A 13403-nucleotide genomic window follows, 5' to 3' on the forward strand; every position below is an offset into this window, starting at 1 on the left:
CATCACCTGCTGCTATGTGCCCGTTTCGAGGTCACGCTCGCACAACGAGCGTTTGTGTTCGAGTGTTAACTCGTACTGCTTATTCTAGCGCGACACTCCCAACCTATCTGCCGCACTCGGCTGCGGTTGCAGATTCCAGGCTCATGTTGCAGGGTGGCTTTCAACTGGGAAGACCCAAATGGTGGCTGACCTACAACCTCCCCTAGACTGCAAGAAGATTGCTCTTCTCGGCCCGTGCCCAACCTACGACTGCGTATTGATGGATTCTAGCATAATCTTTTTGGCTGTCATGCAGGTGCAAAACTGATAATTCTCGCAGTACAGGCCGGGTTTTGCACAAAACTTATTAGTTAGATGGGCGATCGATCCCCTAAACTCGCTCTTAAGCTGTTGTCCATCTCAAGAATCTTTTGGTTTGCGAGGGAAAGAGCGAGCTGGGCTTTTTTTATCTAAAATTTTGTCTCAGATCCGTTGAAGATTTGGTTATTCTTCCTGTTGTCAGTTGTGCGATCGATCCTGAGCAATTAGTGAGTGTTGCTACACTCCGAGGGGTTTGGCTCAAACTATACTCTGCACGGTTCAAACGAGCGCGAAGCAAAGCGGGAATTATGATCATGCAGGCAGAGGTTTCTTCCCATGCTGAAGTTGATTGCCTATGAGGATTTTGGACTAAATTTATATTGAGTGACCCATTATTATTGGTCAATGCAAGTAAAAGACTCAATAAATTACATTTAAAACTCAAAAATATCGCTCGCCAAATGCCAGTTTTTCTGATGCAGTCGATCGCAAATTTGCACTTTTTCAACCGCCAAATATTGCTGAAATTCTGGTTTCTCTAGGCCACTGCGCCACATTACCAGAGCATCTTCTCCGGTGTCTTCGTAGTACCTTTTCCGCCGCCCTGCCTCTTTAAAACCAAATTTTTTGTACAGTGAGACGGCGGCTAAATTAGACTCCCGCACTTCTAAAGTTGCCCGTTCTAATTGTCTATAGTGAGCCTTGTTTAGTAAATCCCAAAGCAGAGCTTGTCCTAAACCCTGACCTTGAAAGCGAGGATGAATTGCCAAAATTGTAATATGAGCTTCTTCTAAAATTGCCCACAGGCAGCCCAAACCGATCAGGGTTGGGGGAATCTGTAGGGGCGGTGCCCCCGTGCGCGCGAGGTTTTGAGCTGATTCGCCGACCTCGGTTTCCGATGCCCACAAACCCAGTAAATCGCTGTTAGGACTGCCTAACTCACGCCCATAGCCTTCTAAAGTCCAAAGTCCGCCAAAACAGAGCCGATCGAGTTCGACTGCACTGTTGAGGTCTTCTGCGGCGAGATGTTTAATTTGTAGAAAACGCACGGCTGTAAATTGTACACTGGAAAACACAGTAGCGATTAGCTGTTTGTTGCTAGTTTTGAGTCATGACTCACAAGTCTCCAGACATTAGTCTACTGCCAACGACCAATGACTGCTGATTAATGACTGCCGACTGCTGACTGCTGATTAATGACTGCTGACTAATAACCTAGGATAGTTATTGCGCGATGGTATCAACTCAATCTTTCGGGGTGGAATCGGGACTTAAGTATCTGTCTGAGTCTCAACAAGCCCTGCAAACTCGATCGCCAAATCAAGAACTGTTACCGCTGACAGCCAGTGTTAACAGCAGCGATCGGTTGGAAATCGGAGGCTGCGAGGTGACAGCTTTGGTTGAGCAATTTGGCTCGCCGTTGTATATTTTAGACGAAGAAACGCTGCGGGCGGCTTGCACCCAGTACCGGGATGCTTTTAAGCGTTACTATCCGGGCGAATCTCAAGTGCTCTATGCTTCTAAAGCTTGGAGTTGTTTGGCAGTTTGCGCGATCGCAGCTTCCGAAGGTTTAGGGATAGATGTCGTATCCGCCGGAGAAATCTACACTGCACTGCAAGCCGGCGTGGGCCCCGACAAAATCTACTTCCACGGTAACAACAAGTCCCGCGAGGAACTCCAGCTAGCTGTCGAAAGCGGCTGCATTACCGTAGCCGACAATTGGCGGGATTTAGAGACTCTAGCAGAGTTGGGAGAATTGGGTGTCCGCAGCCTCACAGGTGGGCCGACACGAGTTATGGTGCGGTTTACTCCGGGAATTGAGTGTCACACCCACGAGTACATTCAGACGGGTCAAATCGACAGTAAATTTGGCTTTGATCCCAACTCACTCGATCGAGTATTTAAATTCATCAGCCAACACCCGTCCTTATTTTGCGTCGGAGTGCACGCTCACATCGGCTCTCAGATTTTTGAACTGCAACCCCATGACGATTTAGCCGAAGTCATTGTTCAGGCCTTGACAAAAGCACAGAGTTATGGTTTGCCAGCAACCGAAATTAATATTGGCGGTGGGTTAGGCATTCGCTATACTGAAGCGGACGATCCTCCTAGCATTGAAGATTGGGCTCGTACAATTTGCTCCGCAGTGGTAGCAGCTTGCGAGCGGCAGCAATTGCCATTACCAAAATTGCTTTGCGAACCGGGTCGATCGCTCGTCGGTACAGCCTGTGTCACTGCTTACACCGTTGGCTCTCAAAAAGTCATTCCGGGAATGCGGACTTATTTAGCTGTGGATGGAGGTATGTCGGACAATCCGCGTCCAATTACCTACCAATCAGTTTATCGAGTTCTCGCAGCCGGTAAAATGTCTGCTGCCTTAACGGAAACAGTGACAATTGCTGGGAAACACTGCGAGTCAGGCGATGTTCTGATTAAAGATGCCAAATTGCCAGAGTGTCATGCCGGAGATGTCCTCGCGGTTACGGCCACAGGGGCATACAATTACAGTATGGCTTCTAACTACAACCGAGTACCCCGACCGGCCGCGGTTTTAGTGAGAAATGGGGAAGTTAACACGATTATACAGCGGGAAACTTACCAGGATTTGCTGAGGCTTGACCGCCTTCCTGAACGACTCGGAGCTCCAAAGTAAAAACTTAGAAGTTAAAAGTTAAAAGTTAAAAGAAAAACAATCCATGTTTACTTAGTGATGATTGTTTTTTCACTTTTAACTTTTGCCTTGTTCAGTCACACGATTGGATTGACACTTCCCGATCTAAAAACACGGGGATTTTCAGCATATTCCTTATAACAACTGTTCATGGTTCATGGGTTCGAGTGCATCACGGTTCGCGGTTCACAGGCGGTAGCGTTCGATGAACCATGAACAATCAACAATCTGGCTTTGACTTGGCCCTGGTTCAGTCCTTATTGATTCAAGGGATCGATATTGGACTGGTTTTTGCCCTTGCGTATTTGGTGCTCGTCATTGTTGGCGAGCGCAGAACGCTGTGGATGGTACGCGGATTTATTATTTTGATGCTGGCGGCGGCGCTGAGCAACTGGGCTGGATTGAGGCTGTTGCACGTTGCCCTCAACAGCTTGGTGACTGGTTCGGCTGTGGCAATGGCGGTAATATTGCAGTCGGAGTTTCGCCGATTTCTGGAACAATTGGGTCGGGGGGAATTTCGGCAATTGTTTGGACGCGATCGCCGACCAACTCCCGAACCGGACAGCGTAATAGATGAAATTGTGGACGCCGTAAAAGAACTTTCGCAAAACCGCACGGGCGCTTTACTAATTATAGAAACAGATTCTCCGATCGACGATCGGGATTTTTCTGTGCCGGGATTAAAGCTAAATGCTGAAGTTTCTAAAGAATTGTTGCAGACTATCTTTCAGCCGCAAACTTTGCTGCACGACGGAGCTGTTTTGATTCGAGGTTCGCGGATCGTGTCGGCGGGGGTAATTTTGCCTTTGTCCGATCGCACTGCGTCGCGGCAGTTGGGAACCCGCCATCGGGCGGCAATGGGGATTACGGAACGGGTGCAAGCTTGCGTGTGCGTGGTGGTGTCCGAGGAAACGGGTTCTATTTCTTTAGCCCAGATGGGACTTTTAAATCGACCTTTGACTAGCAACAAACTTAAGGAATTGCTGGAAGCAAAGCTGTTCCCGTCCGAGGGAGAAAGAGTTGTGGCTCCAATTCCGATCGGCAATCTCGGACGCCAGATAGGATTGAAGGGAGTGACGCTATTAAAACGGATACTGCGCCGTTAGTCGGGTAATCGGGAGAAACCATGAGTCAAGGAATTTGCTTGGAAAAGTTGCCGGAGGATCTGCAACAGGAACTACTGCCTAAGCACATAGCAGTGATTATGGACGGGAACGGGCGCTGGGCGAAGAAGAAGGGGTTGCCGCGGATTGCGGGGCACCGCCGAGGAGCTAGCACTCTGAAGGAACTGCTGCGCTGCTGCAAAGATTGGGGGATTCCAGCTTTAACGGCCTATGCTTTTTCGACGGAGAATTGGGGGCGACCGGCCGGGGAAGTAGATTTTTTAATGAGTTTGTTTGAGGGAAAGTTGCGGCAAGAATTGCGGGAGATGGTGGACGAGGACGTGCAAATTCAATTTATGGGGAATTTGCAGGCTTTGCCGAAGTCTTTGCAGGCGGAAATCGAGCGTTCTGTGACGGCCACTCAGCATAATCAGGGCATTTTGTTTACGGTGGCGACAAATTACGGGGGGCGTCAGGAGATTGTACAAGCTTGTCGGGCGATCGCCACTCAGGTGAAAGAGGGCAAGTTGCAGCCGGAGGAAATTGATGAGGTTTTATTTAAACGCTATTTGTATACTGCTGATATTTGTGACCCGGATTTGCTGATCCGGACGAGCGGGGAAATGCGGTTGAGCAATTTTCTACTATGGCAAATGGCTTATTCGGAAATTTACATTACTGAGACGCTGTGGCCGGATTTTGATCGATCGGAGTTTCACCGCGCTTTGTCTGATTATCAGAAGCGCAGCCGCCGATTTGGCAAAGTCTAACGCTTTTGGATTTGGGATTTTAGATTTTTTGGTTGATTTTTCAGTTTCCAAGTAGGTCATCTCCTGCTCAACATAACGATTTTAGATTTTAGATTGGAGGACAAATCTAAAATCTAAAATCTAAAATCTAAAATCAAATTAGGGGCCGGAGAAAACGGCCGCTTCAATGTCTTGACGTGAGAGGGAGTATTTGAATGCTCGCTGAATGTCTTGGCCGTCGGCTCCAGCATCGATGTAACGGACGGTGAGTTGGTCGATATCGAGGGAGAGTTCTGCTTTCCATGTAAGTTGCTCGATCTGCCAGCAGTGGAGTTCTCGCCGATCTTGCTGGCAGCCGCGGCTTTTTAGCCACTGCTCGATTTCCGGGAGTGGATGGTTGTACAAAGGAGTGTCAGCGGAAGGAAGAGTCATGGGATTTTAGATTTTAGATTTTAGATTTTAGATTGGGGATCTCGGATTGGGGATTTCCGATTTTAGATTGGGGATGTCGGATTTGAGGCTTTAATTGCCACGAATTAAGCCGATCGCGATCGCCAGTACCAAACATCCGATTAAGCTAGCTCCCATGATAAACAGAGCGAACATTTCTCCGGGGGAAAGAGGTCGATCCGTGGGATCTAGGTAAGCGGAGTTGGAAGTTTTTTTGCCCGATCCCGAAACCGGAGTATTGAAGCCTGGGGGTGGCCCAATCACGTTCAGGCGAGAATAGCCTATTTTGAGGTCGTAGGCGAGGCGACGTTCTGGGTTACTGAGGGTGGCGTAGGCGTTGTTGAGCTGCTGAAATTTAGCGGTGGCGACTGCGGGAGGCAGCTCGGTGGTATCGGGATGGTAGAGTTTGCTCAGTTCCCGGTACGATCGCCGAATTTCGATCGCTGAGGCTGAAGGATGCAGCCCTAACAAGCCGTAGTAACTAGAACCCAAGGGGGTTTTGCCGGGTATTTTCTGACTTTTGCTGTTTGCCGTTCCCTCGTTAGGAGTCACCTCAGCGCCTCTGGGCTTGTTGTTTATAATTTTTGATTATTTTAGAGCAGATTTGAGGGTAGCGCCACTGTCTGCGATGTCGAGGGGTTGAGGGTGGGCGATCGGCTCAAGGTACGATCGCCCACTTTAAACTATGAATTGGTCGAGCGCAAATTCTGCACATCCTCAACGCTAAGCCCTGTAACTTGGCTGATGGTGGCATTATCTAGCTGTGAGAGTAATTGTCGGGCGATCGCGATCGCCTTTTCTCGCATTCCTTGTTCTATGCCTTGTTCTATGCCTTGTTCTATGCCTTGTTCTATGCCGTCCTGAACAGCCTTGATAATTGCTCCCTGTTGGTCATAAATAAACTGTTCTCTTCTGTCCAAATCTTCCACTTCCTCTCTGCTCAAACTTGCTTGATTCGCAATATTAAAAGCTTCATGTATTTCTGGTATGCTATCCATTGTTTCGGGAACTGATGTCAGACTTCTCGCATTTTTCATGAAATAAATCCATTTGTCTGCTAAACTTTCAAGTTCCTCCTGTCCTTTGGTAAACTTTGGCAACTCTACAAACACTAAATCCAGATCGTTTTCGGGATACGTAAAGTTTTTCTTGACTTCTTTGAACACAAATCGGGAAATAAATTCGGGGCTGTTAGAAAACATTTCAAAATCAGTAATTGTCAAAGCAATCACTGGCTTCAGCAATCGATATCCTTGTGCTGCTTCCAATTGAAAAGCGTAAGTCTTCGCTGCATTGTACAAAACTCGCTTGCCAAAAGACTGTACGTTAAGCACCTGCATTTCAATAATTACTAAAGTGCCATCGCTGAGTTTGGCTTTCACATCCAGATAACTATCTTTTAAGCCTTCTAGTTTTGGTGGTAGATTCGGGTTGATAATTTCTAAGTCTTGAATTGTGGGATTGCCTTCATAAATCAAGGCGTTGAGAAAGCTAATTAGAATCTCTTTGCTTTCTGAGGAACCGAAGATTTTTTTGAAGGCATAATCGGTTTTTGGGTTGATAAATATCATGGTTGTCAGATTTAGCTTTGAGGTTATCGGTTTGGTGGCGAAATAACCGGATTTGAGATTGGTCAAACGGCTGATTTTGTTTCAGGCAAGGGTTTGACATTTTCCGGCAAATGTGCATTGGCGATCGCCAGCACAGGCTCATCGTCCCTGTGTTCGCCCTCGGTGGGGAGTTGGCAAGAAATCAGTTCTGTGACGATGCGATCGCCCAGAACATCTTCCCAATCTTGCAACTGTTCTCTGGCTTTAATCGGTGTATTGACAGCCACATCTACGCCCATTTGCTGAAGGTTGAGGCTGTGGGCTGTTGATCGGCGGTTGACCCACTCCACCAGCCAAACGCTCAATCCGACTGCTGCCATCAAAGGCAAGACAATCCGATAATCGCGGGTTAATTCAAACATCAACAGGATGGCTGTCAGCGGTGCTCTGGCGCTGCCGGCGAGTACGGCGGCCATTCCCACCATTGCGTAGGCGGCAGGGCCGGCGACTCGATCGCTCATTGCCGGCAGCATTTCCAAAAAGAGTCCGTAAGCCGAACCCAGGGAAGCTCCCAAAAACATCGCCGGAGCGAAGATGCCGCCCACTAAACCGCTGCCGAGGCTGATTGCAGTCATTGCCAGTTTGACAAACAGCAGCAGCAACAGCAAAGGCAAGGAAAATTTAACATCTTGGAGCATTGCTTGGACTGTTTCGTAGCCGACACCCAAAATTTGAGGAAATTGCAGGGCGACTAAGCCGACTCCGGCCCCGCCGATGATCGGGTGAAGCGGCCGGGGCAGTCGTCCGAGCCAAGCAAATCCCCGGACTTTTCCTTGAAAACAGCCCTCGGCTAATTGAATTGCTTCTGTGTAGGCTAGAGAAACTCCGCTCGCCAAAAGTCCCAATCCCATGTACAGAGGCAGTTCTAGGGGGCTGCGGACATCGTATATCGGCAAAGCAAACGCTGGCTGAGCTCCCAAGCAGATTTGAGCGATCAGCGCCGAAACTACGGCCGAGAGCAAGACAACGCTGACTGACGAAGTGGCGAAGGTGCTGCCGAGCACGACTTCTAAAGCAAAGAAGACTCCGGCGATGGGAGAGTTAAATCCGGCTGATAAACCTGCTGCAGCTCCGGCGCCGAGGAGCAAGCGCTGCCGTTCAGGGGAGAGCTGTAAGACTTGAGCCAGCAGCATTCCGAAGTTAGCGCCGATTTCGACGCTGGGGGCTTCCGGGCCGAGGGAGGCCCCGGTGCCGAGGGAAACTGAGGCTGCCACCATTTTGGTGATGGGTTTGAGGGGGGAGAGTTCTTGCAGGCCGCGGGTGGCTGCAATTAAGGAAGACATATTCGGACCAAAGTCCCGAAACCGCCAGCGCATCAGCCCGATGATGACTCCGCCGAAGGTGGGAATGCAGGCTAGCGTCCAAGAGCCTTTCGAGGCGATCGCCCCCATGAAGTCTTCCAGCATCAAGCTGTGGATGAAGTGGATGAGGTAGTGAAATGTGACGACGCCTGCGCCCGTAACTCCCCCGATCACTAGGGAGAGGATAAGCAGGAGGGTTTCTGGGCTGGGGTGCAGGCGGTTGAATAGCGGGCTTAGGCGGGAGGCTTGGGGAGTTGCTGCGGTTGGGCCGGGTGGCGGCAGATCCACAGGAGGGATGGCTCTCATTTAGCGGTTAATTCTTCTGTGAGAAGTTAGATAAATATTACAATTTATTTCTTATTTTCATTTTGAGTGATTTTAGGGCAATTGACAACTTAATTAAGGCGTATTTTAGGGTAATTTTTTTGGGCTAGCCGCTGGGGTGGAATGACTGATTCTGAGGAGTGGCGGATTTGGCGTGATTGTATGCTCAGTTACATTTAAACTTAGATATACTCTGGCGATAATGCTAATTAACTATATTTATAGTTTTGGTGGTTAGGTCGATCGCACCAGTGAACGGGTCATATCATATAACTCAGTGCAAAACAACTTTCAAATTAAAGAATTGGCGCTTGGAGATTTTACCTTACAAGCACAAATCTCAAATCTCCAATTTTAAATCCCTTGCTCGCGCATACTATCACATCGGTTGTTGAGTGGGCGGGATTCTTGGTCTGGGTTTGGCGATAGACATTAGCGGATCGCCGATGGTGGTGACTTTCCAGGGAGGGGATTCTAGCTGGCGTGCTGCGATTAAAAAGGGTGATCCTCGCTTGAGGCGATCGACCATTAATTTAGGTGGAATAAATGCCGATAAAAAAGGTTCGTTGACGCTGCCAATATATGCGTAAGCACCATTCTCTAGCCACCTTCCGGCAACGGTGTTGGTGTCATCTGGCGCTGCTGCTGACCAACTGTGGATCATGTGGATTGCTGCAGGAAATTGAAGTTTTGGTATATCTTCAACTGAAGCGTCACCATTGCCCACTTGGAATGATTTTGGATAGCCTTTGGAATTCATTAATATTAAGTCAAATGTCCACGGTTTTGAGGCTAAACTCCGCCACTTTTTCAGGCTAGATTCTGGTTTCTGCACTACTTCGACATTTAAACCTATGCTTTTTAGTCCGCTAGCTGCTTCCTCCATTTCATATTTTGCCCAATTTCCTTCCTTGGGGTAACTGTCATAAAGCATGGCTGTTTGGCTGTCGAGAAATATGGCACACATGGCTTGATAGATCGATCGTACCTCGGAGCCGTAAATCCAGCCGACAGCCGCCCAGCGTTCGCCGTTGGGGTGTCTTCCCAAACCGTCAGTAACGGCTAGTTGTTCGTCGGGTTTTTCAGGAGATTGATATTTGACTGCTAGTTGGCGTACAATGCTTATTGTGTCGATCGGGTCTGCGAGTTGAGAATAAAAAAATCCGGTTGATTCGACGGCTTTTGTAACTGCTAGTTGCAGAGTTTTCCACTGTGTGTTATTGAGGGTATCGTTGGGTTTTCCGAAGTTGCCTTCTAGAAATACTAAAGGTTGGCCGTGAGCGGCTGCTAAGGCAACTGCTGCTGAGCGTGCGGGGTCATTTTCTGATGTGATTACTACTCCTGGGGGTTCCCAGCCGAGTTGCTTCCATTTTGCTTTTAAGGTTTGAGTATCCGTGGCATTCCAGGCGGCTGCTGTGGTGTTCAGCATTAATTGCTGGAGTTTTTGATTTTTTGGCAGTTGCTGTTTGATACTTGGCAAACGCACTATTTCTTCGGGTTGAAAGCGCTGCACAAACATCGGTGTATATTTTTTGTCTTCGATGAGAATAGGCCAGTTTCCTTTGAGATTCCATTTTTGGATGGCTGCTAAGAATGTGGCTTCGTCGGGTACTAAAACTACGCGGTTGACTGTTGGTATGTTGGATCGGAGGATGGCGGCTCGGAGGCCTGTTTGAATTGGCCAGGGTTCTTGTTTGGCTGAGGCGGGAAGTTGAAAGGGTTTTGTGAAAAGGCGATCGCACCCGACACCGATTATTGCTAAGCTTACAATAAGTGCGATCGTCAGGAATTTAAATTTTAACTGTTTTTTCATAAGGGAAGGGGAAGGGGAAGGGCAGGGAAGCAAAACACTGGATTATAAATATGAGCAATTTTGTAAATATTTTTAGGGGCTGCAAGCGGATTTTCCGAAAAATACAACAGAGAAAGCTTGTAAGTGCGATCGGGCTGGCAACTTTTAGTATTATTGCCTTAGCAACTACAGGTTTAATAATTTTCGCAGCGAACCGTTCGTCAGTCAAGCATCAAGTCCGGCAATTGCTGACAGCGAGGGAATGTCAAGGTTGCAATCTTTCCGGGGCGAATTTGAGCGAAGTTTTTCTGGAAGGCGTCAATTTAGAAAAAGCCAACCTGAAAGATGCCAATTTGTGGAACGCGCATTTGGTAAATGCTAACTTGAAACAGGCAAGTTTGGCTGGGGTTTACCTGATAAGCCGCAATTTGGTAGGGGCGAATTTGGAGGGAAGCAATCTAGAAAATTCGTTTTTAGAGGATGCTTATTTGGGAGGAAGTAATTTGAAAACTGCTAACTTAAGATGTGCTTTTATGAAAGGTATTTTACTCGTTAACGCTGATTTGGAAGGGGCGAATTTGGAGGGTGCTAATCTGTGGATGGCTAATCTGGAAAGTGCTAATTTGAAGGGTGCTAATCTGAGAAATGCTTTGCTGTTGGATACTAATTTGGCAGGGGCGAATTTAAAGGGTGCGGTGATGCCTGATGGTAGGCGACATGAATGAAAGTCAGTTGATAGTTGTCAGTTGACAGTTGACAGTTGACAGTTGATAGTTGATAGTTGACTCCGAAAGCAGTCGTTAGTCAGTAGTCATCAGTCACTAGCATTAGTCAGGAGAAAGAGCGATCGCGCCTGTAACCTTCATTTCCCGTTATTTTGTGAGGAGATGAAGGTGTGAGGTGCGATCGCTACTCTAATAGCTAGCAGTTTGGGCTACGAAGGGCGATCGGCAGATCGAGCAAATAAGATTTGACAAGCACGCAGGCTGCTGTGATAGCTCAACTGCTGAGTTTTACTTGTTGGTATCAATTCTGTTCCGCATCGGATGTAGATGGCATTTTAATTACTAAATCTCCTATCATTACTTCTGCTTCCATAAAAGCTTGGGTTAAAACCTTCACAGAACTTTCACCTTCACGAAATCTAATTGTTTCGGCTTTTAAGTGTCTTTGGGCTTGACGAAATCCATTACCTTTTCGTCCAACGCCTGTCGTCTCAATGATAGCCACTGAAGCTGCGCTTAGTCCAGCAAAAACTTTTGTCCTGAAGCTTCCTAGTTCGTCGATAAAGGTAGCGACAATTATTGATGAGAGTACCGAAGTCACTCCTAAAATGACAGAAATAGAGTGCAATATTACGGCTGATCGATGCCATCTATTGGTTTGACTTTCCATTTCTTCAAGCAGTTCTTGTGTCATACATTTAACTATTGATATAATTGTCGTTATGGGGGAAAGGGCGATCGCACCTGCAACCTTGATTTCCCGTTATTTGGTGATTAAAGTTAGGATAGATGAAACTCTACCCTAACCAACAATATCTACAGTCCCCAGTCCACAACTAACAGGCGCGGATCGTACTTGCGGAGCAATTCCACAAGTTTTCTCAAATCATCAATTGTAGTAACACACGCACATCCTGCACTGCCCGGACTTGTACGACTTTGAATCCAGTTCCAATCAGCATGAAAGCCGAAGGCATCGCGACAACCAATCTCATTTAGCCGACAACTTTCATAACGCTCTTTCGATTTAACAAGAGGTACCCATACAGGTCCGAGTCCATTTCCATTTATCGGGTGTGCAGCGTGGTAATTATCTTTGCCATCTGCCCAGTCGATATCTGAGATGTAGTAATTATCTTGTGGGATAGGTGCCAGATTGCGCGGTTTACTTTCAGGATCGTCCCACATTAAAAATCTCTGAGCAGCCGGTACACCAGAAATAACGTCTAATGAATCAACAACTACATTCCCTTGAGGATTTACGAAGTCGAGTTTGCACAATTTAAGTCCTTCGTAGGCTTCTCCTCGCGTGCGTGTGAGACGGCAGTATACACCCCCATCTATTCCAGATGAATTGACAGATATCTCTTTGCGCGCGCCCTTGAGAGCATTCTCTATAGCCCTCCTCGTTTCTGGACCTACCTTTCCATCAACTCGGCTGAGAACTTCGCGGGTTTGAAAAAGCTTGACTGCACTATCAGTAATGTCAGTAAATTCGCTAGGTTGAGAACCCAAACGCAGAAATTTGAGTCCCGCTAAAGCGCAGTTGAGAATGTAACAATCTTCTCCAACAAGTCCTTTTTCTAGGGTACGATCGAACAGTAACGGTACGGGAGCAGGTTTATAAGGCAATATTCGCTTCGGCGGTTGAGCCAAATCTGCTGGCTTTATCACAAAGCCTATTGCTAGATCTAAACCTAAAAAACCATCGCGCCGAAATAAAGCTTCTTCGTCGTTTCGACGATTGATCAATCCCTGCAGAGGTCTTTTTGTGCCATTATCTTCACCATGTACCCAACGATCGAACTCCTTGGCTGCTCCTTCATAATTGCCTTTGTTGAGCTCTCGCAATAGAGTTGACTCGCTGAATGCGCCTATGCCGATGTTGTAAGTGAAGGAAACCAAGGCATCAAACATACACTGTTTGAGTTTAAATTTGCACAATCGATCGACATCTTCTGCTTTTTCAGCAATCTCAATTTGCAACCATCGCTCTGCTTTTTCTCGTGTGATAATATCACCCTCTAAAATCGGTCTGTTGAGGTCCAAATCTTCGATCGAGCCATAACCAATTGTCCAAATACCAACAGGGTCTAGGTATGCTTGAATCCGTCCGTCAGGAAGCTCTTTATGGAGTCCTTCCCACTTTTTAATAAGTGCAAAGCATTCGTTAGAAGGTTTCATGTTTTTACTTTAGGTTCACAATTTTGAATTAGGTTTAACTTTGAAGTGAATTTATGGTAACTATCTCCAAAGTTGAGGGAATTAAACAAACACAATTTCAGGAATTTGCATCAATGTGTTTTCACCCCGTATGAGTTCTAGGGCTATCAGTCGGATAAGGGCGTGGTGTATGGTCGCCTATGCGATAAGCCAAT

Annotated in this window: 12 protein-coding genes; 4 read left to right on the plus strand and 8 right to left on the minus strand. The window is 47.2% G+C overall.

Features of this window, described 5'->3' with window-relative positions; translation table 11 throughout:
• Positions 1-734: 734 nt before the first annotated feature.
• On the minus strand, positions 735-1376 hold the full coding sequence (rimI, locus tag QUA36_RS21525; RefSeq protein ID WP_333459042.1) for a ribosomal protein S18-alanine N-acetyltransferase: 642 nt from the start codon (positions 1374-1376) through the stop codon (positions 735-737).
• A 158-nt stretch (positions 1377-1534) separates the two neighbouring features.
• On the opposite strand from rimI, the gene lysA reads away from it, so the two are divergent.
• The 3 genes from lysA to QUA36_RS21540 all read left to right on the plus strand — a co-directional run bounded on the left by lysA (position 1535) and on the right by QUA36_RS21540 (position 4844).
• Positions 1535-2953 (plus strand): diaminopimelate decarboxylase, encoded by a 1419-nt coding sequence (gene lysA / locus QUA36_RS21530; RefSeq protein ID WP_333459043.1) that lies wholly within the window; start codon positions 1535-1537, stop codon positions 2951-2953.
• 230 nt (positions 2954-3183) lie between these two features.
• Complete coding sequence (cdaA, locus tag QUA36_RS21535) at positions 3184-4077, plus strand: diadenylate cyclase CdaA (protein WP_333164929.1); 894 nt, start codon at positions 3184-3186, stop codon at positions 4075-4077.
• Between the two features lie 20 nt (positions 4078-4097).
• Positions 4098-4844: an isoprenyl transferase gene (locus tag QUA36_RS21540; RefSeq protein ID WP_333459044.1), complete on the plus strand. Its 747-nt coding sequence runs from the start codon at positions 4098-4100 to the stop codon at positions 4842-4844.
• A 138-nt stretch (positions 4845-4982) separates the two neighbouring features.
• Here the strand turns inward: QUA36_RS21540 and QUA36_RS21545 are convergent, their stop codons facing one another.
• From QUA36_RS21545 to QUA36_RS21565, 5 genes are all read right to left on the minus strand, one after another.
• Positions 4983-5255, minus strand: a complete 273-nt coding sequence (locus tag QUA36_RS21545; RefSeq protein ID WP_333039717.1) for a DUF3143 domain-containing protein — start codon at positions 5253-5255, stop codon at positions 4983-4985.
• A gap of 90 nt (positions 5256-5345) precedes the next feature.
• Positions 5346-5825 carry a J domain-containing protein gene (locus QUA36_RS21550; RefSeq protein ID WP_333459045.1) on the minus strand — a complete coding sequence of 160 codons (480 nt, stop codon included), beginning with the start codon at positions 5823-5825 and terminating at the stop codon, positions 5346-5348.
• 131 nt (positions 5826-5956) lie between these two features.
• Complete coding sequence (locus QUA36_RS21555) at positions 5957-6844, minus strand: Rpn family recombination-promoting nuclease/putative transposase (protein WP_333459046.1); 888 nt, start codon at positions 6842-6844, stop codon at positions 5957-5959.
• Positions 6845-6906: 62 nt separating this feature from the next.
• The gene (locus QUA36_RS21560) at positions 6907-8490 is read right to left on the minus strand and encodes a chloride channel protein (protein WP_333459047.1); all 1584 of its coding nucleotides are present in this window, start codon (positions 8488-8490) and stop codon (positions 6907-6909) included.
• Between the two features lie 397 nt (positions 8491-8887).
• Positions 8888-10321: a hypothetical protein gene (locus tag QUA36_RS21565; protein ID WP_333459048.1), complete on the minus strand. Its 1434-nt coding sequence runs from the start codon at positions 10319-10321 to the stop codon at positions 8888-8890.
• Positions 10322-10371: 50 nt separating this feature from the next.
• Between QUA36_RS21565 and QUA36_RS21570 the strand changes: the two genes are divergently transcribed.
• Positions 10372-11025 (plus strand): pentapeptide repeat-containing protein, encoded by a 654-nt coding sequence (locus QUA36_RS21570; RefSeq protein WP_333459049.1) that lies wholly within the window; start codon positions 10372-10374, stop codon positions 11023-11025.
• A 301-nt stretch (positions 11026-11326) separates the two neighbouring features.
• Here QUA36_RS21570 and QUA36_RS21575 read toward each other — a convergent pair whose 3' ends face one another.
• Entirely contained in the window at positions 11327-11719 is a 393-nt protein-coding gene (locus QUA36_RS21575) for a hypothetical protein (protein WP_333167554.1), read from the minus strand.
• Between the two features lie 122 nt (positions 11720-11841).
• A complete protein-coding gene (locus tag QUA36_RS21580) occupies positions 11842-13209 on the minus strand; it encodes a glycoside hydrolase family protein (RefSeq protein WP_333459050.1) in 1368 nt (455 codons plus the stop codon).
• Positions 13210-13403: the final 194 nt, after the last annotated feature.

Origin of the sequence: Microcoleus sp. Pol10D4 (genome assembly GCF_036701555.1) — a bacterium.
Lineage (GTDB): Bacteria > Cyanobacteriota > Cyanobacteriia > Cyanobacteriales > Microcoleaceae > Microcoleus.

Excerpts from the sequence above, each read along its gene's own strand:
- QUA36_RS21575 (WP_333167554.1), bottom strand. The coding sequence starts at position 11,719 with ATGACACAAGAACTGCTTGAAGAAATGGAAAGTCAAACCAATAGATGG.
- QUA36_RS21540 (WP_333459044.1), top strand. The coding sequence starts at position 4,098 with ATGAGTCAAGGAATTTGCTTGGAAAAGTTGCCGGAGGATCTGCAACAG.
- QUA36_RS21560 (WP_333459047.1), bottom strand. The coding sequence starts at position 8,490 with ATGAGAGCCATCCCTCCTGTGGATCTGCCGCCACCCGGCCCAACCGCA.
- QUA36_RS21565 (WP_333459048.1), bottom strand. The coding sequence starts at position 10,321 with ATGAAAAAACAGTTAAAATTTAAATTCCTGACGATCGCACTTATTGTA.
- QUA36_RS21555 (WP_333459046.1), bottom strand. The coding sequence starts at position 6,844 with ATGATATTTATCAACCCAAAAACCGATTATGCCTTCAAAAAAATCTTC.
- cdaA (WP_333164929.1), top strand. The coding sequence starts at position 3,184 with ATGAACAATCAACAATCTGGCTTTGACTTGGCCCTGGTTCAGTCCTTA.
- QUA36_RS21570 (WP_333459049.1), top strand. The coding sequence starts at position 10,372 with ATGAGCAATTTTGTAAATATTTTTAGGGGCTGCAAGCGGATTTTCCGA.
- lysA (WP_333459043.1), top strand. The coding sequence starts at position 1,535 with ATGGTATCAACTCAATCTTTCGGGGTGGAATCGGGACTTAAGTATCTG.
- QUA36_RS21580 (WP_333459050.1), bottom strand. The coding sequence starts at position 13,209 with ATGAAACCTTCTAACGAATGCTTTGCACTTATTAAAAAGTGGGAAGGA.
- QUA36_RS21545 (WP_333039717.1), bottom strand. The coding sequence starts at position 5,255 with ATGACTCTTCCTTCCGCTGACACTCCTTTGTACAACCATCCACTCCCG.